This window comes from Bacillus sp. CIS52, assembly GCF_053545315.1.
The window spans coordinates 153,828-177,949 of record NZ_JBIUFR010000004.1; the positions used below are offsets into that span (position 1 = coordinate 153,828).

The following is a 24,122-nucleotide window of genomic DNA, read 5'->3' on the forward strand; positions in this document are numbered from 1 at the left end:
GTTGCCTTTTGAACCCGGCAAGCTTATACTTTGAATCACAAAAATGTACGGAGGCTTACAAAAATGGAATTGAGAGATTTGCCGGATTACTCGCAGATTGCCGGACACGCTGAGATTTACGCCGATATGGATGCTGACTCATTGAAAACATTTTTGACTTTATTTGATATGGCGAAAAAAATGAATCATGTCATGGAGCATTATTTCTCAAGTCACGGATTGTCAGAAGGCAAATTCAAAATTTTAATGTTTCTGTTTGACGCACCTGGCCGCAGCCTGAGTCCGACGGAGCTGGCAAAAAAATCCAACGTCACCAAAGCGACCATCACCGGATTGATCGACGGACTCGCACGGGACGGCTTTGTAAACCGCAGCCGGCATACCGGCGACAGACGAAAAATCAGCATCGAGCTCACAACGGAAGGAAAAGAAAAGCTGATGCTGTTCCTCCCCAGCCACTTTTCTAAAATTTCAGGTGTCATGGAAAACTTCACCGCTGAAGAAAAAGCGGCCTTCACAAAAATGCTTGAAGTATTATTTGATAAGATTCTGCTGTTTTCCGGCGGCAGAACATAAAAGGCGCCCCTTTAGCAGGGCGCCTTTTTCGCGCGGTTAATCATCACTGTTTAAAATCCCGAAAAACCGAAGCAGGTTGATAAACAGGTTGATAAAGTCGATATAAAGCGTCAATGCCATCAAAGGAATCAGATCCGCCGTGATGTCACGGTGTTTGATCTGGTTCAGGTCGTATAAGATGTACATTGAAAACACAATCGTTCCGATGACGGAATACGCCATCATAGCGGCGGAATTCAGCGGGCTGAAAATATTAAAGATCCCCACCGCGAGAAGCGCGATAACAGCGACAAGCAAGAAGGACCATAAAAACGACAAGTCCTTTTTCGTCTTAGCGCCGATCGTGCCGAGCACCGCAAAAATCACAAACGAAGAGCCGAATGCCTCCAATACGACATAGGCGCCCGCTGCGGACGCATAATGGCTGATAATCGGAAACAGCGTCATTCCGGAAATAAAAGCGAATGAAAACACAAACGCATATCCGACGGCTTTTTTTCGGCGCAGCCAAAACGCCGCGAAGATCATGACGACCTCTAAGATCGAAAGCGGCAGCATCAATGCCGGCGGAATGAACTGGCCGGTATACAGACCGATTGTCGCAACTAACAGCGTAAACACAAATACCGTTATAATGCGCTGCATAATAGATTGTTTGCTCTCATAAGCAGCAGTTTGCATGTCAAAAGTCCTCCCAAAAAATGATCGTGATAGGTCTATTATAAATAAAATGGGAGAAATTTGCATGATTTTAAGAAGATTTTAAGGATATCAGGCCTGGCGTTTTGCTGCACACTCCTGCATATTCATGAAATCATACAGTTTTTTCGTCAATCCGCCGTGCCCGAATCGGATATTCCCCTTCTGTCCCGGCGTTTTCGCATAATCGAGAAACGCCAGCACATAAAGGCGCCTGACGGGAACGGGAATGATGCCCGCATCATAAAACCAGCCGTCAATTGTATTCAGCACACCTTTATTTATGCCGTATTGCTTCGTGCACCAATGCAGAAAGCGCACTTCGGGCAGGTGCAGATACCGGCTCTCCCGGAAAGGAACAGTTGAATGCTTCATATGTACCGCCTCCTGTCATTGGCCGTTTTTTAAGATTGCTGTTTTGCTTCTTTGCTCTTCAGGGAAAATCGATATTTCTCCACCTTATCAATTTGTGTCACTTGGGAATTATGAACCGTAATCTGAACAGTCCCGAAATCGATCGTTTCCAGCGCACTGATAATCTTTTCAACCACATGCGGATCTACGTTTCCTTTGGACGTCATCATGCTCCCCCTTTATGTCTGGCCGTTCATCTTAAGACAATGATTTTTAATTCATACTATTCTGATAAGAAATATATAATTATACTATTATGTTTCCCTCCAAAAATCAATAACATTTACACGATTTTTGGATATGATTTCTTTTCTCTTTCTCTGCATAAAAAAAGGCATATGATCTCCTTTTTAAAAAAGGAACATAATATGCCTTCAATTGACCGGATAATCGTAATTGTTTCCCGCTGACAAAAAAAGCGCCCCGCCTCTGGCCGGAGCACTTTTTTTCTATGCTTTTGTTTCCTCGATCGTACATGTGACACCCATGCTGGCGAGCGCCTGTTCCAGAGAGCCGTAGGTTTGATACGCTGAAAAATCAAGTCCCAATTGGATAGAAGTCTGTGCCACATCAGGCCGAATGCCGGAAAACACGGTTCTGATGCCGAGGAGAAATAACGTTTTCGACAGCATGTACAATTGCTGCGCCACCATCGTATCGACAATGGGCACACCGGACAGATCAATCACAAGGTTTGTGATCCGTTTGGCGACACAGTTTTCCGGCACCGTCTCCAATATCACGCGCGCCCGTCTCGTATCAATCGCGCCGATGAGCGGCAGAGTGCCGATCGTATCCGCGATCAAAATAACCGGACAGCTCAATTCAGAAATAAGCTCCTGCTGAGATGACAGCCTCGCGATCATTAATGTCTGATACTGTTCAGTAAAATCCGTCATCAGCTGATCAAATGAGCTGTTAACAAGGTGATTCCAGCGGCGGACATCCTCTTTTGTTACGATATCCTGATGCTCATCTATAAAACGGGTGACCGCATCCCAAAAGACGGTTCTTGAATTGCCGATCGCTTCAACGACCTCATGAACCTGCGCGTCCTGCTCCACTCTGCTTTTCGCTACCTGTGCGGCCCATTTTTCTTTGTTATGCTGAAAAACAGCCGGGTCTTCCAAAAAAGCGCTTGCGACGGCCGTGTTCGTAAAGGTATGCTGCTCGATCAGCAGCTGTTTCATTTCCTCACTTAATTGATCCGCAGAATAAAAATGCCCTCTCAGCTTCCGTCTCAGCTTGAGCCATTTTTCCGTCAGCTCGGCCGAATGTGTAATAATATAATCATGAAGTAATTGGTCTTTGTTCACTGCCGTCTCCTCTTTCAAGAATATGTACTTTTGTCTAAATTATAAATCGGAATTGCCGATCGTACTAGAGAAATAAAAAAAAGCCGGCACATTAAAGCTTTCGGTTGCTTTTTTCGCCTGCAGGACACACTATAAAAGAAATGAAACAGGAGGTCAGTAAGATGATCAAAAAAATCGCGACAGTCGCCGTATACACTGATGATCAGCAAAAAGCGAAAACATTCTGGACGGAAAAAGCGGGATTTGAAACCGTCGCCGAACATCCGATGGGCCCGAATGCCTTCTGGCTTGAAGTAGCGCCAAAAGGAGCCGAGACTCATTTGGTTATCTATCCGAAAGCGATGATGAAAGGGGCCGAGCATATGAAAGCTTCAATCGTATTTGAATGCGAAGATGTCTTTGCCGCGTACGAACAGATGAAAAAAAACGGCGTCACATTTATAGATGAACCGAAACAAATGGAGTGGGGCAGCTTCGTGCAATTTAAAGACGAGGAAGGCCATGTCTTTCTCCTCAAATCGTAATCAGTCATCCCAATTGACTTTGAGAATCATTTTCATTTAAAATAAAGCTTGAAAATGATTGGAGAGATGCCAATGTTCGTGCAAATCAGAAAAATGACCGTAAAAGAAGGACATGCCGATAAAGTGATCGAACGCTTCAGCTCAGAAGGCGTGATCGAAAAGCAGGAAGGCTTGATTGATGTAACAGTCCTGGAGAAAAAAGTCCGCCGCGGCGATGAAGAAGTCGTCGTGTTAATCCGCTGGGAGTCAGAAGACCATTGGAAGCAATGGGAAAAAAGCGAAGATCACATCGCGGCCCACAAAGCAAACCAAGGCAAGCCGAAACCTGATTACATGCTTGGGACGGACGTCGGTATGTATCATGTCAAAGCCGTTAAAACAGGCGTACACGGAAAAACTAAAGATTGATTTCTGTATAAAAATTAGGGGAACTTCATTTGTTGAGGTTCCCCGTTCTTCTTCCACTCACACACCTATTAGTTGAAGTGTTAAACTTCACAACCAGCCGGCTCAGGGCTATCCAACTTTAGTTAGAATATAGCTTCAACAGCTCTTGTACTGGAAAACTATCTTTATTGTTCATCCCCACAAAATATGCAGACTGCCATTTTTGTGTTTCGATAGCTTGTTTGCTAGTGGGATTTTCCCAACTAGGGTAAACTCTAATTGCCATTTTTCCTTTTGCAGTGTCTGTTTTAAGGATATTACGTTTTACAAGGACTTCCTTTGGAATAACGAATTGTCCAAAATGATTATTACTGGTAAAAGTATTGATAACCAATAAATCAGCAGCCTTTTCATATGAAAAGGCTTGGTTTTTATTCTCTCCATCTTTTTCCCAAAAAGCAACAAACTGTCCTATCTTGTTAGGTGTTATTTTTGCGACTCTAAATCGAACTGATTTTGAATTTAGTTGAAACACCCCAGCCCCATAGCCTGAATTTTGAGCTTCTTCTCGAATAGCGTTTATAGTTAGGTGATTGGGTTCATAAAAAATTTTATTTACATATGATAACGCCTTATAAAATTCATTCACTGCTTTGTACTCCTTATTTTTCATACTGCGTAATCCATTGCCTTCTTGCATAAACAGAAAATACCGTCAAATTGCTCAAAATCCATTTGTTTAAGGACTGATAATACCGTTGTGTCTCTAATAAAAAAGCGTAGCCAATTCCGCAGTTAAGGAAGGTTCAACATAGCTTTTTATCGATTAAACACTCTTTCTTAATCTATATGTTTTAATAAATGGCTAAACGTTTTGCTCATTTTGAATCCCTGCGAATGTTTGTTCTTATTATAACGTATACCGGATATGTATTAAATATTTAACTGAGCTAAAATAATAAAGAGCGTTTGCCCCAGGGCAAAGCTCTTTTTATTTTTTCTCCTCATACGGCAGGACAAACAGCGGTTTATCGGGCTTCCATTCCGCATACAACACGTCCTCCGTTTTTTTGATGTTTTGCTTTTTCAGGTCTTGCATCAGCTGTTCTTCTTCCACCCCGGCTTCTTTCAGATTTTCATACAGCACTTCACCGTCAATAATCAGTGTGACCGGTAAAGAGACCTGCTTCGGTTTTATTTGCATGTCGCCGTTTTTCGTCGTGTCGTACGGAAATTTCGGCAGGACGCTGACCATCCCGTTTGTTTCTAAAATCGCATATTCCGCTTCCTGTATGGAAAAGCAGTTCGCCTGTCTGAGAAGGCTCTGCAGCTGATTAATGTCCAATTTATTCTTTTTCAGCACATCATATTTCAGTTTTCCTTTATGGATGATAATGTTCGGCTCGCCTTCCAACAGCTTTCTGGAGCTTTTCACTTTCTGCGTAATCAGTTCGATGAAATAGATTAAAATCCCCCATAACAGAGAAGCAAAAATGATTTCAACGATCCTGACGCCTTTATCATACACCGCATTTCCGACCAATTCGCCGAGGATAAGCGCCGAAATAAAATCAAATGGCGTAATCTGTGAGAATTGAGTTTTTCCGAGCAATTTTAAAATCACAAATAAAATACCCAAACCGCATACTAATTCCCAAGCCACTGTAAATAAATGTCCCATATCTGCACCTTCTTCTTAAAAGTCATTACCATTATGGACATCCGCCTGTTTTCTATACAGCGGCCGAAAACACAAAAAACGCAGCCGAAGCCGCGTTTCTCAGTTTAATGTTTTTGATTCGATTTCACGACCCGAACGCACGTCTCAGCGACATAACCGACGGCCGCTCCGAAACCTGCAAACATCGCAGCAAGGCCCAGGCCCATCCCTTCCCAGCCGCCGATACCGAAAATGCTGTAAACAACCGTACCGAATGCAGCAAGGCCCAGTACCGCCAAAAGGCATTCAGGCCACATCTTTTTCGGCCATTTTTTACGGAGAACAGCCGATACGGCAAAATTAAGACAAAACGCGGCCAGACAGATCAGATAAAAATATCCCATGTCTCTTGCACCTCCGTCATGAGGAGCTTTTTATTTGCTCATCTCTTTTTCAAACAAATGATAACCTGATGCAAATCCTTTTGATTCGTATCCCATCCCGCTGTAAAACGACTGAAGCGCCTTGTTATCAGACACGCAATCGAGCCGGATTTTTGTTTTTCCCGGACAAGACACCCCCGTCTCCGCCCAAGTCATGATCGTCCGGCCGAGTCCCGCGCCTGCATACCGCCTGTTAATCGCTAGCCGATGCAGATATACGGATTCTCCATGTCCCTCATTGCCCCATAGACGTCTGTCCCACTCGCTTGCTTCGGGGAGCAGCATGACGACACCGGCCAGCTCAGCTTTCTGCCTGAATAGAAAAACATGTCCTTTGGCGATTGCCTCCCGCATATTGTGGGTATCTTCTCCTTGCAAAAGCCCGCTCCACTGGTTTGACCCTTTATCCCGAAGCCATTCCGCCGCTGACACGAGCAGCTCCATAACCTCTTTTGTATCATCCTTCCGGGCAAGGGTGACCCGGAAGGCTCCCGCCGTCTCTTCCGTAATCGTAAATGGTGTCATAAAATCCTCCCGTAATCAGAATATTCGACACCTTCATTATAGACCAAACGCAGAAAGGAAAAAAACAGCCGTCATGTTTGAGGGCCGTTTAAAAAATTTTCTTCTTATCACGTTCTTCTTTTAAAATCTCAACCGCTTCCCTGAAACGCATGGAGTGAACGATTTCACGCTCACGCAGAAAACGGAGTGAATCATTCAGGTCAGGATCATCGGAAATATCAATAATCCATTGATACGTCGCTCTCGCCTTCTCTTCAGCAGCGATATCTTCATATAAATCAGCGATCGGGTCTCCCTTTGCCTGTATGTAAGACGCCGTGAACGGAACTCCGGCCGCATTATGATAAAACAGCGCGCTGTCATGGTTGACGTAATGGTCGCTGAGCCCTGCATCACGCAGCTGCTGCGGGGTCGCATCTTTTGTCAGCTTATAAATCATCGTCGCAATCATTTCCAAATGGGCAAACTCCTCCGTGCCGATATCTGTCAGCAGGCCGATCACCTTATCAGGAATCGTGTAGCGCTGGTTTAAATACCGGAGCGCGGCGGCTAATTCGCCGTCAGCCCCGCCGTATTGTTCAATCAAAAACTTAGCCAGCATCGGGTTGCATGTGCTCACTTTAACCGGATACTGCAGCTTTTTTTCATATACCCACATTTACAGATCCCTCCTTATACTTGCCACGGCCAAGGACCGCGGCCCCAATCCCACTGCGAGCCAACCTGACTCACGCCAAATTGCAGAAGCGGTCCGTACTCAGGTTCAAACCGTTTTCTCAGCTGCCTTGAGTACCGGGAATATTCATGAAACTGCTGAAGCGCGAGACGGTCATGGGGATGCGTATCCAGATAAAGCGTCAGCTCCACCAAGACAAAGTCCGCCGCCTGGATTTGCTCCAGCAGCCGATAGTATTCATCATCAATCTTTTTCGCCATATTCGATTCCCCCCCGATAAGGATTATCATAGAAATCGTAAAGATCCTTCCAAAGGGTCCCTTTTCTCAATGCCTCCATCGGAGAAAACTGCTCCAAGTGATACGGCTGAAACCGCATATAAAGATGCGGCGGCGTTCTGTAGTATTTTCTCCCGATCGGCGGGCAGGGATCAAACCGGCTGTGGAAGGGCTTATAAGATTTAACCGGTGTAAACGGCTGATTTTCTTTCATTACGATCCTCCTTTCCTAAACACATGACCTTAATAGGTATGAACCCGTAACGGCATTTATGCCCCGCAAGAAATGAAAAAAGCCCGGCGCTTAGAAACGGTCACAAAAAAACACTCTTGCTGTCCAAGAGTGCTTTTTCCCGAATGGTCAGATATATTGACTGTCCCGATGATGATGATGATGGAACGGGTAGCCGCCGTAGCCTCCGCCATAGCCGCCAAAACCGTATCCCGGGTAGCCTCCAAACCCTCCATAGCCGCCATAGCCGCCGTAACCGCCAAAACCGTATCCCGGGTAGCCGTAGCCTCCGCCGAAACCGTATCCCGGATATCCTCCGAAGCCGCCGTAGCCTCCGTAGCCGCCAAAACCGTATCCCGGGTAGCCGCCGTAGCCTCCAAACCCTCCATAGCCGCCGCCAAAGCCGCCGCCGTAAATCGGTCTTCTTTCATCCATGATTTATCGCTCCTTCACATAGGTTACAGTCCAGTTTATGACATGCGGAAGGAAACGTATGGGCATCCGCCCAGTTTTGGCGAAATAATCAATAATTGCTTACGGAGAAATACGATACAGGCCGGCCGCATAAGCAAAATAAAAAGGCCGGAACTTATGCCGCCCCGGCCTTTTTGTCTTTATTCGCCTAAATCTACATTGTGATAAACCTGCTGTACGTCTTCCAAATCTTCCAGCACATCGATCAGCTTTTCAAATTGAGCTTTCGCATCTTCGGGAAGCTCGATTTCATTTTGCGCAAGCATCGTCAGCTCCGCAACTGTGAACTCTTCAACACCGGCATTTTTGAATGCCTCTTGTACGGCATGGAATTGATCAGGCTCAGCATACACGATAACACTGTCATCCTCTTCTAAGATATCGCGCACGTCCACGTCAGCTTCCATCAGCAATTCCAGCGCTTCATCCGCCGTCTTGCCTTCAACGCCGATAACGGCAGTCGCATCGAACATGTAAGCGACAGACCCGCTCACACCCATATTTCCTCCGTTTTTCCCGAATGCGGCACGAACTTCAGGCGCCGTGCGGTTTACATTATTCGTTAACGCATCCACGATGATCATTGAACCGTTCGGCCCGAAACCTTCGTAACGCAGCTCGTCAAAGTTCTCCTCCGCGCCGCCTTTCGCCTTTTCAATCGCACGCTCAATAATGTTTTTCGGCACACTGTACGTCTTCGCGCGCTCAAGCACCACTTTTAACGCCTGGTTCGATTCCGGATCAGGCTCGCCCTGTTTTGCCGCCACATAAATCTCACGGCCGAACTTCGCGTAAATCCGGCTCGTATTTGCGTCCTTTGATGCTTTCTTTTCTTTAATATTGTTCCACTTACGGCCCATTTTGTTCCACTCTCTTTCACGAATTGAATCTGTATGATTAAATACTCTGTTTCTATTATACCTCAGCGATTGGGTTGTTTCGAGTGTAAGACATTAGAAAAAACAGGCATGCTTAAAATCACCGCGGCGCACTAAGCCGAATTTGAGGGTTATTGTACAGAACATAAAAAGCCTCCCTTCATACAGGAAGGAAGTCGCAAGCCGAAAGATTCATTTTATTCTTATTACCTATTTCCTACACTGTATATCCCGATTCGCGTGGTAAAATTTTGATATCGAACAAAAGAAAGGATATGGTCATGAAAGTTTTCGAAGCAAACAGCCTGCTTGCCGCTGCCAAACAGCGCGCGGGTGAATATAAAAAACTGCGCGGTCAGATGGTCAATCTGAAAAAAGCGTTTCAAGGCATGGCTGATCTTGGTGACAATGATTTCTCCGGCCGGGGCGCAGACAACATTAAAGCTTTTTTCGAGGACCACGCCGGCGTCACAAACAGTTGGCTTGATCTGATCGATATGAAAATCGCATTTCTCACAAGCCTTCCCGGCAAGGTCGAAGATGCCGGACTTTCCAATTCACATGTAGAAGAATCATTTCTGGAGCACGAACTCACCCACGCCCTCAGTAAATCAAAGGCGATTATGAAGGAGCAGAAAAAAGACATGCGCTCCATCCTCGGAGAGATCGAAGACATCATCTCGCTTGATCTGTTTTCAACCGAAAACACGGATCAGAAGCTCTCTTCAACTGACAAAAAAAGAAGCGAAACGATACATAAACTCGGCAAACTTGATCACGATCTAACGAAAGAATACGCAGAAACCGAAGCGAACGAACAGTTCATTCAAGCCGACTTCCAGCAGCTCCAAAACGCCACAGGCAAAGGAAAAAGCGCCACGCCGCTTCACTACAACGCCAAGGCATACCGAGAAAGCGACATCCATAAGAAAAAAGGCGAGATTGCAAGACATTCAGATACTTATTTGACGATTAAAAAGGAAGAGGCGAAAGAGCGGGAAATCAAGGATCTGAAGAAAAAGCTGGCAGATGGTGTCACCGATCCGGATGAGCATTTGGAAATCGCGAAGAAAATCGGCTATGAAAACCTTGAACCCGCTCAGGTGCAATATGTGATGCAGCTTGAACAAGCAAAACAGCTGGAAGAAGTCGGCGAAACGGCTTGGGATATCGTCAAAGGAATAGGCGTCGGCATTTATGATGTCGGGAAAGACACCATAACAGGCGTCAAAGACCTGGCTGTCGGCGCATGGGATTTTTACCATCTCTCTGATGAACAAAAAGTCGCTAAAACCATATCGGCTGTATTGAACACACCCTCCTACGCAAAAATCATATGGACAAACCTGGCGGATTCATGGAATGATAAAATGGTTAACGGGGATGCGTATTCAAGATCACACTACATCACCTACGCCATCGGGAGTATCGTCGGACTAAAAGGTTCCGGCTCAGCTGTAAAAGTAACAAGCAAGCTCGCGAAAACAGGCGCCGCCAAAGTGGATAACGTCTTGGAAGCCGGAGAAAAAGCGGCTGCAAAACATGTAAAAACCGGGATTGAAAAAGGAAAGGATTATATCAATTCCGTTTCGAAAAATAAGTATGAACCCGCGCTTGCCGGAATAGCACAGGATATTGAAAATACTCACAATGTGAAGAATACTCCTTTGTTAAAGAAAATTATAGAAGAAACTAAAGAATCCAGCATTCTGTTCACCAAAAGAAACATTCCAGGTGTTGCAACTGGTAAAGCAATTCCAAGCAGAGGGCTTCAGCTTCAAGAAAGACTAATGTACAATAATGGTAAATTAGGGGTTATACCTCAAGAAGTACGTAAACAGCTCCTTGGGAAGGAGTTCAAATCATTTGATGAGTTCAGAAAAGAATTCTGGAAATCAATAGCAAACACTGAATATGCAAATGAATTTAATAAAAATAACATAGCAAGAATGAAAAACGGGAATTCCCCTATCGCGCCTAAAAAAGAGCATTACGGTAAACATAAGTCATATATTTTACACCATAAACAACCTATTGATAAAGGTGGGGATGTGTATAATTTAGATAACCTAATTATTACTTCTCCCAAAATGCATCAAGAGATACTAGATCCGGCTTATCATTTCGGAAAAAAAGGAAGTAAAAATTAAATGTAGAAAGGAAGAATTATCCTTGAATAAAATGTCAAAAGAAGAATTAGTCTCATTGGTGAAAAAAATTATGAATCCTGAATTAGAAGATGAGGTAATTGGTAAATACATCGATTTATTAGAAGAAAATGTCCCTCATCCTGCACCAAGTGATTTAATTTTTTGGAGCGATGAAGAATACACAGCTGAGCAAATTGTGGAGATTGCTCTAAACTATAAAGAAGAGTAATCCCACTATAGCCCGTAACCTTCAATAACAATCAAGATGTTTTGTCCAATTAGGACTCTAAGGGTGAAATTTTAAAGTTCTCATATAATTTACACCAATGGGCAGTACCCCCACCGTCTATTGGTATTGGAATCTACAAAACAAAAATAGCTCTTCTCTACTGGGCTATTTTTGTTTCTGGAGATGATTTTATGGAGACTCAAAAAATGGATTTATTATATCAAAAAATAGCAGAACAAATTAATGAAATGATTCCAGCAGAATGGAAAAAAGTTATTCTTTATGCTGAAATTCTCGACGATTCATCTGAGGTTTTCTTTTATTTCAATACTCCACATAGTGAAGATTTTATATATTCTCATAATATCCCTGAACACTATCATGTCAGTGAGTTGATTTATGAGGAGCTACTATTTGACTTGCATGACTTATTCGAGGAATTACGAGATGAATTTAAAGAAAACAATCAAGATATATGGACTAATCTAACACTTAATCTGGGGATAAGCGGAGAATTTTCGATAGATTATAATTATGAAGACGTTATTCAATCTCCATATACCCTCTCTCAAAGACAAACAATCTGGACTTATAAAAATGTAGGAATTTATCCTAAGAGTAAACCTTTAAAATCCTTTTTAGAGCAGTACCTAAATTCTCAAAATTAAAAACCCCCTCCTTTATTTGGGGGTTTTTTGATATAAATGATCCTTATAAATTACCAATTATAATGCTGGAGGCTGATTCTTGTTGGAAAATTAATTAAATGCATTATATAGAAGCATAGCTGAAACCGTTAACCAAATGATACCAGAACCATGGGAGAAATTTTTGTTCTATGCTCAGATTTCAGAGACAGGCGGAGGCACTTACTTTTTTTACAATTCTCAAAATGAACCTAATCATTTTAAGTACAGTCTTGAAATTCCGTTTGAATTTGATATTGACGAAAATGAATTCAATCAGTATGAGATGGAATTATTTAAACTAAGCAAAATGAGAGATGTTTTCAAAGATCATGACCAAGAATTATTTTATTCTTTCACTCTTAGCCTAGAAAGATCAGGAAAATTAACTGTCAACTTTGATTATACAGATTGGTTTAAGACAGATTATAGTTTCAGTGATCAGCTTATCATCTGGAAATTTAAATATTTAGGGGAAGAACCTAAGGATCCATCATTACAAAAATTAATAAAAAAATATTTAGATGAATATCCTGAAAATCCAATTTAATTTTTATAAGAACATGATAATGCTGTATTAAATAAGAAAATATCCAAATGTCATAAACGAATTATTCTCTAAAGGGAGTATAAAAATGGATAATCTGACAAAAGAAGAATTAATCTCTCTTGTAAAGGAAGTAATGAATCCAACATTAGATGATGAGAAAGTCAGTGAATATCTTGCTTTATTAGAGAAAAATGTACCTCATCCGGCACCAAGCGATTTAATATTCTGGAGCAATGAAAATTACACAGCGGAGCAAGTCGCAAGAATTGTTCTAAACTATAAAGATGAGTAGTCTATCAAACCATTAAACTGATATAGCAACTCTCAAATGGGATAGAGATGATAAAATCGCGAGATTAAAAGAGATTGAAAAATAAAAGAGTAGTAAATTATATCGAGAGCTAGCGGAACAAATTTATGAACTGATTCCTGCATAATGGAATAAAGTTTCTCTATACGCAGAGATTTTAGCTGACTCTAGAAAATTATACTTTTTCTTTAATGCAAAAAATATTTATGATGACTTGTTAATCGAGCTACAAGATTTATTTTATGAACTAAGGGATGAATGGAAAGCGAATAACTCAGATGTGTGGACTAACCTTATACTCAAGCAGAGCATACTGGAAAATTTCGAATTGACTATGATTATGAAGATGTTATTGCATCAGAATTAAGCAGTACTCAACGTCAAGTTGTTTGGGAATATAAACACTTAGGTTTGGTTCCTACCGGTAAGAAAAACAGGGAGTTCTTGGAATGCTATCTCAATTCGGAAGAAGTATAATCTATTTAATAGCTCAGCCCTTCTCTGCTGGGCTATTTTTGATACTAAAATCTTTTCGATTGTATCCACGAATTCCCCTCCTTCACACTAACCCCAATAATTCATTAATATCTATTTTGATTAAATCAATTAAAGTTGCTGACCGTCCAGCATGTCTCGGGTCGCCATGTTCTGTTAAGATTGTGTTTGTATTTCCCATATTAAATACAAAAGTATCTTTATCAGTATTTGAAATTACCTCTATGATTTTATATACTTGAGAATAGTAATAAAGGTTGTGTACAGTTCCCACATTTGGTTTCCCCCATGCAAGGACAACTATATTTGAAACATTTATCATTGATCTAACTGTATTAATATTATTCTTTTGAACATGATTTAATAGATTTGCACCGTGAATACTTTTCAATTTTGTTGAGGTGTCTGCTGGATTTGGAGCATAGATAGGTATAACATTTCCTACGTAAAGTTTTTTCACTTGAATTTTCTCATGGGCATAACAATAGAAAAAATCAATTAATTTATTTACAGTTCTATCTGGAATATTTGAATCAGCTTCCGATGGATTCATTAATATTACTGTTACAGTAATACCTTCCATTCGATTTTTAAAAGGAATTGATAAGCTATATCTTAAATTTACACCTGGTATAATATTTTGCCTATCATCAATAGTAATAGACGAAATATCTACCTTATTAGGATCGTAATAATGCGTTATTAAAAAACTTCCTTTTTGTAAATAATATAAGTAACGGAGCCAAGACTAACCTTAAAAGATTAAAATCATAACTCCGTCCAAACTAAAAAGCTAACCATTCACTTTTCCATAAACTTCATTCATCATATCTTCCATAATATAAGCCTTAAACTCGTCGTTCTCTAAAATCTTTATAAAGAACTCTTGATTGCTGCTCATGCGGTCAATAACGAAATCCATAAAGGATTTTTCAAAGGCGAATTTAAAATTTTCTTTTGTGTTATTTTTTGCTTTTTGGCGAATGTCTTCGTCATTTAACATATCCTCTTTAACTTGCTCACGAGAAAGGAAATCTGTTTCTGTGAATTGCGTGCCAAAGCGGTCATTTAACTTTTCTAACACGCTCGATAAACGAACCTTCTCATCTTCAGCCGCCCCCCCAGCACCATGTTCCTGAGGATCTAGGTCGTAGCCGCCCGTTTTCTCAAGCTCAATGCTGCCTTCAAATACTTTTTGATTGCGGTAGTATTCAAGTGCTACATCATCCGCCAAGTAAACGTCCTTATCTCCTCGACCCCGTGGCAATTTACGTAACAAGTACGTCAGGTAAATATATTGCTTGTGTAGATCTAAATCAATAAATGTTACAACTTGTAGCACAAAGCCATAAGTACGTGTAAATTTCGTAGCCACTTGTTTAAATGCGAATTGTTCTTCTCCCGAAAGTTTTTTAAAACGCTCCACACCTTTATCGAGAAGCGCATTTAACTCGGCTTGCGCCTTCGTAGACTTCTTCACACCACCCGTTACTTCAAGCTCATTTACCTTTTGCACCTCTTCCTCAGTAAATACTTGATATGGCTCTAGCTCGGCCTGCATATCATAAAGGATATTCGGATCAGAAATTTTTGTTAGACTTGTCGATTCATAATAAGGCTGGAAAGACGCTTTTATATCTTCTGGATCATTTACAAAATCCAAAACAAATGTATCGTCCTTACCAGGGCATGTGCGATTTAAACGAGATAGTGTTTGCACTGCCTTAATACCGCTTAATGGCTTATCTACATACATTGTGTGCAACAGTGGTTCATCAAATCCAGTTTGATATTTCTCTGCAACAAGTAGCACTTTGTATTCATCAGAATTAAATTTTTCAGGTAGCTCTTTTTCAGAGAACTTATTCATTTCTGACTCAGTATAATGAATCTCACCATCTTTCACAGTACCGGAGAAAGCAACTACTGTTTTTAAATCATCGTAGCCCATTTCATTAATATACTTATCGAAAGCCATTTTGTAACGTACTGCGTGTAAACGGCTTGCTGTAACAACCATTGCCTTTGCACGGCCGCCAATTTTGCGCTGTACGAAATTGCGATAATGATCGATAATAATTTCTGTTTTTTGTGCGATGCTATGTGGATGTAGTGACACGTATTGTGCTAGCTTTTTAGTAGCTTGTTTTTTTGATACCTCTGGATCATCTTCAACTGTCTTTGCAATTTTCCAGAACGTTTTATAGGTCGTATAATTTTCAAGTACGTCTAAAATAAAGCCTTCTTCAATCGCTTGGCGCATTGTGTATTGATGGAATGCAGCCGGCTTGCCATCTATGCCAATTGTACCGAACTTCTCTAATGTCTTTGGCTTTGGTGTCGCCGTAAACGCAAAGAAAGATACGTTATCTTGTTTACCACTTTTCATGATGGCTTCAACGATCTTTTCGTCCACATCACCTAAGTTTTCTTCCGCAATACGATCTTCCTCATAAGCTGCTTCTAACGTTTTATCTGATAACACATTGGTTAATGCAGTTGAAGCTTTACCACCCTGGGATGAGTGCGCCTCATCAATAATGACCGCATACTTTTTACGCTCTAAGCCCGCTACTTTCTCTAAAATGAATGGGAACTTTTGAAGCGTCGTAATAATAATACGTGTCTCATTATTTATGGCACGTGCTAATTGCTCTGAATCTTTATCAATCGGCTCTACCATCCCTGCTTTATGCTCCAGCTGATATACTGCATCTTGCAATTGCTTATCTAATACTCGGCGATCGGTAATTACGATTACACTACTAAAAATTGATTCATTGTCCTCGTTATGTAGCTTCGCTAAACGGTGTGCAAGCCACGAAATCGAGTTCGTCTTACCCGATCCCGCAGAGTGCTGGATTAAATAATTATGACCGACAAGCTTTTGTGCAGCATCTGCTTCTAACTTACGTACAACATCAAGCTGATGGAAACGGGGGAAAATGAGCATTTGACGCTCGCCTATTGTTTCACCGTTTGAATCTTTAATGTCGTCTTTCTTAATAAAGATGAAGCGGTATAAAATGTCAAGCAAGCTATCTGGGGCTAAAATTTCTTCCCATAAATAATGCGTACGATAATTATCTCCGTAAGTCAACGGATTACCTTTCCCACCATTATTGCCTTTGTTAAAGGGTAGGAAGTATGTTTTGCCTTTATCAAGCTTTGTTGTCATAAATACTTCATCTGAGTCAACTGCAAAGTAGACAGCTACACGCTCATTAAATTTGAACAGCTGCTCACGTGGATCACGGTCCATCTTTAATTGCTTCATCGCATCTTCAACTGTTTGATTTGTTAATGGATTTTTCAGCTCCATCACAACAAGCGGCAAACCGTTTAAAAACAGGACCATATCTAAGCTATTATTATGCTTATCACTGTAATACACTTGGCGAGCAACATTAAAGCGGTTTTTCCTATACTGCTCATTTAATGTTTTATTCATATCCGTAGGTGGCTTATTATACGCAAGCTGCAATGTTATACCACGGTCTTTGATGCCTTTACGCAAACATTCGACCAAACCTTGTTTATACAACTGGGCTTTAATACGTTTTAAAACTTCTTCCTTATAAGAAGGACCATACGATTTCTCTAACGTACGCATCCGCTTTTCCTGCGTATCTTCTAAAAATGCAAATAGCTCCTCAACATCAATCGCATGCTGCTTAAAAGATGCACTTCCCTCTCCTTCTAGCACACGCTTTTTATAGCCACTAGTGATTAACGCTAATTCAATATTTGTCTCAAAACCTGTTTCTGTAGTATCGATCGCCATTACCATTCACCTCACTTCATCAAGTTCCATATCACGTACGTCGATTTTCCCTGTTACTGCTTCGTAGATAAGGGATTGGCGGTATTCTTTTAATTTTTCAATTTGCTTCACTAGATTTGATTTAATACTATCTATTTCACCAATTTTAATATCTAAGTAATTTAATATTTCGGTTTGTTCAACTATTGATGGTATTGGGTAAGAAAAATTAACAAATGTTTCTTGGTATAAATGTTTAATTGTTGAACCAGTTTCCATAAATTTAATATATTTATCAAAAATAGTTGAACTTAATAGCCAATACATATATTTAGATAAATATTTATTATGGAAAGGTCTTGTAACGAACACACCGCTGTTCAAGATTGCTTTATATGGCATTTCTTTCACAATAGCCAATTTACCAATAGTACCGTCTTTGGTTATCAATAAATCATTTTCCTGTAATTGAATAGGAGGCGCTTCATTATATCGTTCTTCACTAATATGATAACATGTATCCCAATTTACAAATCCCTGTGTAAAGTCTGTCCCTGTTACTAAAAAAGGACCTTCATCAATAAATTCATCCGACTTTAAACCTTGCCACCCTATTCGTCCTTTTACATAAGTAGTGTACTTAATTTTTGTAACTTCCCAATGCTCAGGAATCTCACCAACCCATTCAACCCCTGAATCTTTCATTTTCACATTCGGATTCAAACCTTTTGTAACAGCTTCTGTGATGATTGATTGGCGTTGTTGTTCAAGTAAACTAATTTTTTTTTCCTTCATCTCAATTAGTTTATCAATCTGCACTACTTTGCTTTCCATATACTGAACTAGCTTTTCTTGAAAATGTATAGGTGGTACTGAAATAAATAAATTCTCAATTACCTTCATTCCTATATTTTGCTGTGTACCAAAGCTCCAACTAATTTCTACTTGTTCTCTAAATGCAACTGAACCAATGAAATAATATAAATATTTCGGGAGTATTTTCTTTTTATCCGCTCTAATTAATGCAAGTGGAGACCAAATACTAAACTCTTCCTCAGTTTCAACCATAGCTACGTTACCAGTAGTAGCACCCGACTTAATCATAAAAATATCATCTCGTTGTGGCTTACACTTCTTTATATATTTTTCATGGTCTTCTTGAGAAATATATCCTCGCTTAAAATTAAAATCTAACTTTCCATTTTTTACAGACTCTGCTGATAAGAAAGGGATACCTTCATCCAAGAGTTCTGGTGTTTCATGGGGTCCATCAGTAATAGGCGTATCTAATACTCGCTTTATTTTTAATACCTTCCAATCAATATTAATTGGCGTTTTCTCTAATTCAAATAAAGGTTTCATTCCATCACCCTCTTCAACTGCTCAGCAATCTCCGCTTCTAATGTACGAATCTCGTCCATAATTTCTGCTGAGCTGCGTAATGCCGTGTATTTGTAGAACTGACGGGTAAATGGAATTTCATAGCCGATTTTTGTTTTTGATTCATCAATCCATGCATCTGGTACATGTGGTAACACTTCACGTGCAAAGTAGTCATGAATGTTCTCTTTTAAAGGTACATTTTCAGTATCACGTAAATCCGTATCCGGTTCGATGTCTGTTTTATTTTTCATACATACATCGGCTGTTTCATCTTTTTCAGATAGACCAGCTAAAATTGCTTTTAATACAGGTGCTCCGATAGTAATGCCCGCTTGCTTCAATGCGTCTTTTACTATTTTCGTGAACTCGTCACGATTTTTATATTCTGTATCGCTTTCTAACGTGCGTAGAACATATAAAATTTGCGTTTGCAGCTTCTTACCCTCTTCAATTTCAAAGTGACCTGCATCACCTTTTTTCTTAGATGTTGCTAAGTTCATAAAGCCTTTTTGCTCTACTACACGTGCCAAGCGCTCTTCATTTACTTGGAAGTTTAAACGTAACGGACGTTCTACTGTAATTTTCGCATAGCCAAAGGCTTCATTCTCAAAAACCTTCACGTACTCATTTGACTGTGCATCACCGTATAAACGAACAATCTCATTAATTTGCTCTTCCGTAATTTCGTTACGCTTGCTCCCCATCGACTTTTTCATTTTTTTCGAAAAGTCTACAGCATTGACTAACCGTACTTTCCCTTTATAAAGAGGTGCTTTATTGTTCGTTAAAATCCAAATGTACGTTGCAATGCCTGTGTTGTAGAAAAGATCGTTCGGCAATGCCACAATACCTTCTACTAAATCGTTTTCAAGCACATACTTACGAATTTCGCTTTCACCAGAACCTGCATCACCTGTAAATAACGGCGAACCATTCATAATAATGGCTAAACGAGAGCCTTGTGGATTTTCTGCTGTGACTGGCTTCATTTTTGATATTAAGTGCATGAGGAATAATAGCTGCCCGTCACTTGTACGAGGCGTACCAGGTCCGAAACGGCCATCAAAACCTTGTTTCTCATGTTCGTTTTTAATCGCCTTTTCATATGATTTCCAGTCCACTCCGTACGGTGGATTTGAAATTAAGTAATCGAATGTATCGTGTGGGAATTGATCGTTTGATAACGTATTCCCTAAACGGATATTACGTGCATCTTCACCTTTAATAAGTAAGTCTGCCTTACAAATGGCATAGGATTCAGGGTTAATTTCCTGACCAAAAAATTCTAAATGGGCTGTTGGATTTTGATTAAGTAAATATTCTTGCGCAACTGAACCCATACCACCTGTACCAGCTGCACAGTCATACAATGTTTGTGTTAAACCTGGCTTCGTTAATATGCTTGCATCATCATGTAAGAATAATAAATGTGTCATTAAACGAATAACTTCACGCGGCGTGTAATGGTCCCCTGCTTCTGCATACTCATTGAACCGACGAATTAGTTCCTCAAATACATAACCCATCTCAATGTTTGAAACTGTTTCTGGATGTAAATCAATTTTACTAAAGCGTTTAATCGTTAAGTATAATAAGTCATTTTGATCAAGTTTATCGATTTGGCGATCGAAGTCGAAGTGCTCCATGATATCACGAGCCACTTTTGAGAAACCATTTATATAGTCACGTAAGTTATCAGCGATATTATCAGCGTCTGTTAATAGCTTGTTAAAGTCATATTTACTTATGTTGTGGAAGTTTTGCTTAGAAACACGATTTAAAATCTGCTCACGTGCTTCATATGTCATATTTGGATACTGCTCTGCTTTCGCTAACACTTCTTCTTTTGTACTTTCTAATACGCAGTCAAAACGACGTAATACAGCTAATGGCAATATAATTTCACCGTAGTCTTCCGGCTTATATGGTCCACGTAAAATCTCAGCAATTGACCAAATGAAGCTTACTTTATCTTGGAAGTTAATCATGTTATATACCTCATTTAATAATTTTTTTCGAATCTACTTTTCATGTATAGCTAGATTGAGATAATTTGAGAAGTTTTTAGGATGCTTATCTCATTGTAATAACTGAGCATTTTTTCTCTCATATCACCTATTGACGACCTACTATTCACTGATTCATCAAAATAGATATCATTACCTACTATTATAGGAGTTTGCACAAAAAAAAGTAATACCATATAGAAATCTCCCTCTCATTTGCTACTATATGTTTCTTTTTCTTAGTAAGCATCCAAATTTTATGGAATCTCCCTATAAAGTAAAGGGGTGGGGCACAAAACCCCTTTATCTGATGAGAGGTCAAACGATACAAACATTCTGACTTCTTGAAAAAATCCGCTTATTATACTAACTATTTAGATTATTAAAGAATAATAGAGAAAAATTTATGTATTCAAATTGTGTTACTACACACATCATCAATCCTGAGCGAAATAGTGCCTATTTCTACTCTTAAATATTAATATTAGAAATCAGTTGTGATCACTACAAGTCATTCTAAATGACTTAAAACATCTAGCATCAATTTGGACAATCAGGAAATTTTGCATATCCTTGAAAACAATCTACTCAACAGAAAAAGAAGTCACTCAATTTGTTTATTGACGAAAAAATATCCAAAGCAGATTATGATGGAGTGTCATCGATATCAATAACCACACGTACATTATCAATTCTAAAACCGAGCAATTGAAGTCTTCTCTTGAAACCAATATCAATGAAATTAAACAACAGTTAGATGCTTTTATGGAATTTCAAGAATTAACTCAAGAAATACTTCATCGCTTTCTTGAGTTAATTCTTGAAATAAAAGCAGATGAAGTTCGAGAATTTTTTTATTCGATTCTCGAACCCACCTGCTTCCTTATTTAATTAATTCCAGCACAGCCACACACTCCACATGATTCGTATGGGGAAACATATCCACAGGCTGCACTTCGAGCGTCTGATATCCGCCATCCTCAAGCACCCGCAGGTCTCTTGCAAGCGTTCCTGGATTGCAGGACACGTACACCACCTGCTTCGGTTTCATGTCGATGATTGTGCGCAACAGCGCTTCGTCGCAGCCTTTTCTTGGCGGGTCGACGACTAGCGTATCTGCCGTGATGCCTTCTTCGTACCACTTCGGAATGACGGTTTCTGCTTCACCGACTGCGAATTCTGCGTTTGTGATGCCGTTCAGCTCAGCGTTGCGTTTTGCATCCTCGATGGCTTCCGGCACGATTTCGACGCCGTACACTTTTTTCGCCTGCTTCGCCAAGAAGAGAGAAATCGTTCCGATGCCGCAGTAGGCGTCGATGACGGTTTCTTCCCCTTGCAGCTCCGCGTACTCAAGCGCTTTGTCGTAGAGCACTTTCGTTTGCTCTGGATTAACCTGATAGAACGATCTGGCGGAGATGGCGAATTTGACGTCTCCGATGAGGTCGTAGATGTATTCTTCGCCCCAGATGACGTTGGTTTCGTCCCCAAAGATCACGTTTGTTTTATTTGGGTTGATGTTTTGCACGATTGATTTAACGTGCGGGAATTGCGCCGTAATGTCTTCGATGATCTTCGCTTTGTGCGGGAAGTCGTTTGTTCTTGTGATGAAGACGATCATCATTTCGCCCGTGACGACGCCGTATCTGACCATGATATGGCGGAGCCAGCCTTTGTGGCGTTCTTCGTTGTAGGCTTTGACGCCGTATGCTGCGCAGATGTCTTTGACGGCTTGGACGGCTTCGTCGTTTTTGGATTGCTGAATCAGGCAGGCGCTCATGTCGATGATGTCATGGCTTCTTTGCTGATAAAATCCGGCGACGAGTCCGCCTTCTCTTTCACCGACAGGCACCTGTGCTTTGTTTCTGTAGTTCCACGGGTCTTCCATGCCGAGCGTCGGGTGCACGGTGACTTTAGAGAGATCCAGCTTGCCGATCCGTTCTAAGACGTCTTTGACTTGTTTCTGTTTAAACAAGAGCTGGCCTTCATAGGTCATGTGCTGGAGCTGGCAGCCGCCGCATTGCTTGTAGATCGGGCACGGGGCATCCGTTCTGTGCGGGCTTTCTTCCTTCAGCCCGATTAAGCGGCCGAAAGCGAAGCCTTTTTTGACGCGTGTCACTTTGATTTGCGCTTTTTCCTCAGGCAGGGCGTTCGGCACGAAGATCGGGAAGCCCTCAACCTTTGCGACGCCCGCTCCTTCGTGCGTCAAATCCTCAAATGTCACGTCATAGTATTCATTTTTTTCTATCGGGGGTTTCATTTTCATCTATAATCACCTCTAGTTTTAAGCGAAAGAAAACTCGGCCAAAAGCCTAGTTTCAGCGTGCTGGCAAACCTTCAAATTCAGGCCTTCAAAGGTTTCCGATCACGCTGAAAAGATGACAAAATCCTAAAACGAATACTGTTTTAGGATTTTGTCCGCGTATTAATCATCCAGCTGTTCCGCTTTCTCCTTCGGCATGATGACGTGAATATGCCGGTACAGATTCACGAATTCTCCCGGCAGCATGCCGCCGTATTCGCCGTCCAGGTTCAGCTGCATCTTTTCTGATACATTGACTTTTACACGGTTCGCTTTTGTGTAAATAATGTGCTGATCGTTAATATGATCGCCTCTGAGCGCCATGCTCGCGACTCTGATAAACTCCGCGAGATTGGCTTTTTTCAAAATAATTAAATCAAACATGCCGTCATTCAGGCTGGAATCAGGGGCCAGCTTCTCGAATCCGCCGACCGAGTTGGTCAGCGTCACTAAAAACAGCATAATTTCGCCTTGAAACAGCTTGCCGTCATATTCAATCTCGACTTCTGTCGGTCGAAGTGAAGGCAGCATTTCCATTCCCTTTAAATAATAAGCAAGCTGGCCGAGCATCGTTTTCAGTTTGCTCGGCACATCATACGTCAGCTCCGTCAGACGGCCTCCGCCGGCGATGTTGATGAAGTACTGACCGTTCACCTGACCGATGTCGATCGGGCGGGCTGCGCCGTTAATGACGGTATCAGCGGCATTCAGTATACTCTCTCTCGGAATGCCCAGCGCTCTGGCGAAGTCATTTGTCGTGCCGACCGGAATGATGCCGAGTGTCGGGCGTTTGTCTAACGGCGCAAGGCCATTGACGACTTCATTAATCGTTCCGTCTCCGCCGGCTGCGATAATCAGGTCAAACTCCCGCAAAGCGGCTTCTGTTGCGGCGTGAGTGGCATCCCCCGCGCATGTGGTGGCATGGGTGGAGGTTTCATAACCGGCTTGTTCAAATTTTTGCAGGACCTGGGCAAGATTTTTCTTAAAAAGCTCCCGTCCTGAAGTCGGATTGTATATTATGCGTGCACGTTTCATTATCTCATCATCCTACTTAAGAGTATCCGATCCATTATTAACACTAACAACCTTTAATTATACTATGACTTGAGAAAATCGCAACAATATGTACAGGAATTGCCAGAAAAAAGGCCCCGGCTCCTTTTAAGGAG

Annotated in this window: 26 protein-coding genes and 2 pseudogenes; 9 read left to right on the forward strand and 19 right to left on the reverse strand. The window is 41.2% G+C overall.

Annotated features, from left to right (window positions below):
* Window positions 1–63 precede the first annotated feature (63 nt).
* Window positions 64–576: a MarR family winged helix-turn-helix transcriptional regulator gene (locus tag ACH32G_RS15245; RefSeq protein ID WP_366971633.1), complete on the forward strand. Its 513-nt coding sequence runs from the start codon at window positions 64–66 to the stop codon at window positions 574–576.
* Window positions 577–612: 36 nt separating this feature from the next.
* On the opposite strand, the gene ACH32G_RS15250 is transcribed toward ACH32G_RS15245, so the two are convergent.
* The 4 genes from ACH32G_RS15250 to ACH32G_RS15265 form a co-directional block, all read right to left on the reverse strand.
* Window positions 613–1,257, reverse strand: a complete 645-nt coding sequence (locus tag ACH32G_RS15250) for a Bax inhibitor-1/YccA family protein (protein WP_016936954.1) — start codon at window positions 1,255–1,257, stop codon at window positions 613–615.
* 90 nt (window positions 1,258–1,347) lie between these two features.
* Complete coding sequence (locus tag ACH32G_RS15255) at window positions 1,348–1,650, reverse strand: hypothetical protein (protein WP_049628053.1); 303 nt, start codon at window positions 1,648–1,650, stop codon at window positions 1,348–1,350.
* Window positions 1,651–1,679: 29 nt separating this feature from the next.
* Entirely contained in the window at window positions 1,680–1,856 is a 177-nt protein-coding gene (locus tag ACH32G_RS15260; RefSeq protein ID WP_016936952.1) for a YezD family protein, read from the reverse strand.
* Between the two features lie 282 nt (window positions 1,857–2,138).
* Complete coding sequence (locus tag ACH32G_RS15265) at window positions 2,139–3,005, reverse strand: STAS domain-containing protein (RefSeq protein WP_047476418.1); 867 nt, start codon at window positions 3,003–3,005, stop codon at window positions 2,139–2,141.
* Window positions 3,006–3,166: 161 nt separating this feature from the next.
* Between ACH32G_RS15265 and ACH32G_RS15270 the strand changes: the two genes are divergently transcribed.
* Together ACH32G_RS15270 and hmoA are read left to right on the forward strand one after the other, a co-directional pair.
* Complete coding sequence (locus ACH32G_RS15270; protein ID WP_016936946.1) at window positions 3,167–3,529, forward strand: VOC family protein; 363 nt, start codon at window positions 3,167–3,169, stop codon at window positions 3,527–3,529.
* Window positions 3,530–3,601: 72 nt separating this feature from the next.
* A complete protein-coding gene (hmoA, locus tag ACH32G_RS15275; protein WP_047476417.1) occupies window positions 3,602–3,937 on the forward strand; it encodes a heme-degrading oxygenase HmoA in 336 nt (111 codons plus the stop codon).
* 118 nt (window positions 3,938–4,055) lie between these two features.
* On the opposite strand, the gene ACH32G_RS15280 is transcribed toward hmoA, so the two are convergent.
* The 9 genes from ACH32G_RS15280 to ACH32G_RS15320 all read right to left on the reverse strand — a co-directional run bounded on the left by ACH32G_RS15280 (window position 4,056) and on the right by ACH32G_RS15320 (window position 9,064).
* Window positions 4,056–4,565: a MepB family protein gene (locus tag ACH32G_RS15280; protein WP_448814531.1), complete on the reverse strand. Its 510-nt coding sequence runs from the start codon at window positions 4,563–4,565 to the stop codon at window positions 4,056–4,058.
* Between the two features lie 342 nt (window positions 4,566–4,907).
* On the reverse strand, window positions 4,908–5,597 hold the full coding sequence (locus tag ACH32G_RS15285; RefSeq protein WP_448814532.1) for a YetF domain-containing protein: 690 nt from the start codon (window positions 5,595–5,597) through the stop codon (window positions 4,908–4,910).
* A gap of 104 nt (window positions 5,598–5,701) precedes the next feature.
* Entirely contained in the window at window positions 5,702–5,980 is a 279-nt protein-coding gene (locus ACH32G_RS15290) for a YesK-like family protein (protein ID WP_099744460.1), read from the reverse strand.
* Window positions 5,981–6,010: 30 nt separating this feature from the next.
* Entirely contained in the window at window positions 6,011–6,544 is a 534-nt protein-coding gene (locus tag ACH32G_RS15295) for a GNAT family N-acetyltransferase (RefSeq protein ID WP_448814533.1), read from the reverse strand.
* 88 nt (window positions 6,545–6,632) lie between these two features.
* Window positions 6,633–7,202, reverse strand: coding sequence for a spore coat protein CotJC (gene cotJC, locus ACH32G_RS15300; protein WP_013351314.1), 570 nt, complete (start codon window positions 7,200–7,202; stop codon window positions 6,633–6,635).
* 14 nt (window positions 7,203–7,216) lie between these two features.
* On the reverse strand, window positions 7,217–7,480 hold the full coding sequence (gene cotJB / locus ACH32G_RS15305) for a spore coat protein CotJB (RefSeq protein WP_448814534.1): 264 nt from the start codon (window positions 7,478–7,480) through the stop codon (window positions 7,217–7,219).
* Window positions 7,464–7,712, reverse strand: coding sequence for a spore coat-associated protein CotJA (gene cotJA / locus ACH32G_RS15310; protein ID WP_003155704.1), 249 nt, complete (start codon window positions 7,710–7,712; stop codon window positions 7,464–7,466). Before cotJA ends, cotJB begins: the two co-directional genes overlap by 17 nt.
* A 147-nt stretch (window positions 7,713–7,859) precedes the next feature.
* Window positions 7,860–8,165 carry a spore coat protein gene (locus ACH32G_RS15315; RefSeq protein WP_099743867.1) on the reverse strand — a complete coding sequence of 102 codons (306 nt, stop codon included), beginning with the start codon at window positions 8,163–8,165 and terminating at the stop codon, window positions 7,860–7,862.
* 179 nt (window positions 8,166–8,344) lie between these two features.
* Window positions 8,345–9,064: a YebC/PmpR family DNA-binding transcriptional regulator gene (locus tag ACH32G_RS15320; protein WP_014469866.1), complete on the reverse strand. Its 720-nt coding sequence runs from the start codon at window positions 9,062–9,064 to the stop codon at window positions 8,345–8,347.
* Window positions 9,065–9,363: 299 nt separating this feature from the next.
* Here ACH32G_RS15320 and ACH32G_RS15325 point away from each other — a divergent pair, with 299 nt between their 5' ends.
* From ACH32G_RS15325 to ACH32G_RS15350, 6 genes and pseudogenes are all read left to right on the forward strand, one after another.
* Complete coding sequence (locus tag ACH32G_RS15325) at window positions 9,364–11,232, forward strand: T7SS effector LXG polymorphic toxin (protein ID WP_448814535.1); 1,869 nt, start codon at window positions 9,364–9,366, stop codon at window positions 11,230–11,232.
* A gap of 22 nt (window positions 11,233–11,254) precedes the next feature.
* Complete coding sequence (locus ACH32G_RS15330; protein ID WP_014417133.1) at window positions 11,255–11,461, forward strand: bacteriocin immunity protein; 207 nt, start codon at window positions 11,255–11,257, stop codon at window positions 11,459–11,461.
* Between the two features lie 191 nt (window positions 11,462–11,652).
* Window positions 11,653–12,129, forward strand: a complete 477-nt coding sequence (locus ACH32G_RS15335; protein ID WP_049628042.1) for an antitoxin YezG family protein — start codon at window positions 11,653–11,655, stop codon at window positions 12,127–12,129.
* 94 nt (window positions 12,130–12,223) lie between these two features.
* Window positions 12,224–12,697: pseudogene (locus ACH32G_RS15340) on the forward strand (immunity protein YezG family protein); the annotation flags it as partial.
* 85 nt (window positions 12,698–12,782) lie between these two features.
* Window positions 12,783–12,989, forward strand: a complete 207-nt coding sequence (locus ACH32G_RS15345; protein ID WP_448814536.1) for a bacteriocin immunity protein — start codon at window positions 12,783–12,785, stop codon at window positions 12,987–12,989.
* Window positions 12,990–13,110: 121 nt separating this feature from the next.
* Window positions 13,111–13,484 (forward strand): annotated as a pseudogene (locus ACH32G_RS15350) (immunity protein YezG family protein).
* Window positions 13,485–13,566: 82 nt separating this feature from the next.
* Here the strand turns inward: ACH32G_RS15350 and ACH32G_RS15355 are convergent.
* From ACH32G_RS15355 to ACH32G_RS15380, 6 genes are all read right to left on the reverse strand, one after another.
* Window positions 13,567–14,205 (reverse strand): DUF1643 domain-containing protein, encoded by a 639-nt coding sequence (locus tag ACH32G_RS15355; RefSeq protein WP_414831478.1) that lies wholly within the window; start codon window positions 14,203–14,205, stop codon window positions 13,567–13,569.
* A gap of 90 nt (window positions 14,206–14,295) precedes the next feature.
* Entirely contained in the window at window positions 14,296–17,286 is a 2,991-nt protein-coding gene (locus ACH32G_RS15360; protein WP_342007450.1) for a type I restriction endonuclease subunit R, read from the reverse strand.
* 6 nt (window positions 17,287–17,292) lie between these two features.
* Window positions 17,293–18,627: a restriction endonuclease subunit S gene (locus tag ACH32G_RS15365; protein WP_049628041.1), complete on the reverse strand. Its 1,335-nt coding sequence runs from the start codon at window positions 18,625–18,627 to the stop codon at window positions 17,293–17,295.
* Window positions 18,624–20,636: a type I restriction-modification system subunit M gene (locus ACH32G_RS15370; RefSeq protein ID WP_414831465.1), complete on the reverse strand. Its 2,013-nt coding sequence runs from the start codon at window positions 20,634–20,636 to the stop codon at window positions 18,624–18,626. The genes ACH32G_RS15365 and ACH32G_RS15370 overlap by 4 nt, the downstream gene beginning before the upstream one ends.
* 901 nt (window positions 20,637–21,537) lie before the next feature.
* On the reverse strand, window positions 21,538–22,917 hold the full coding sequence (gene rlmD / locus ACH32G_RS15375) for a 23S rRNA (uracil(1939)-C(5))-methyltransferase RlmD (protein WP_448814537.1): 1,380 nt from the start codon (window positions 22,915–22,917) through the stop codon (window positions 21,538–21,540).
* A gap of 159 nt (window positions 22,918–23,076) precedes the next feature.
* A complete protein-coding gene (locus ACH32G_RS15380) occupies window positions 23,077–23,988 on the reverse strand; it encodes a diacylglycerol kinase (protein ID WP_045926649.1) in 912 nt (303 codons plus the stop codon).
* Window positions 23,989–24,122 lie beyond the last annotated feature (134 nt).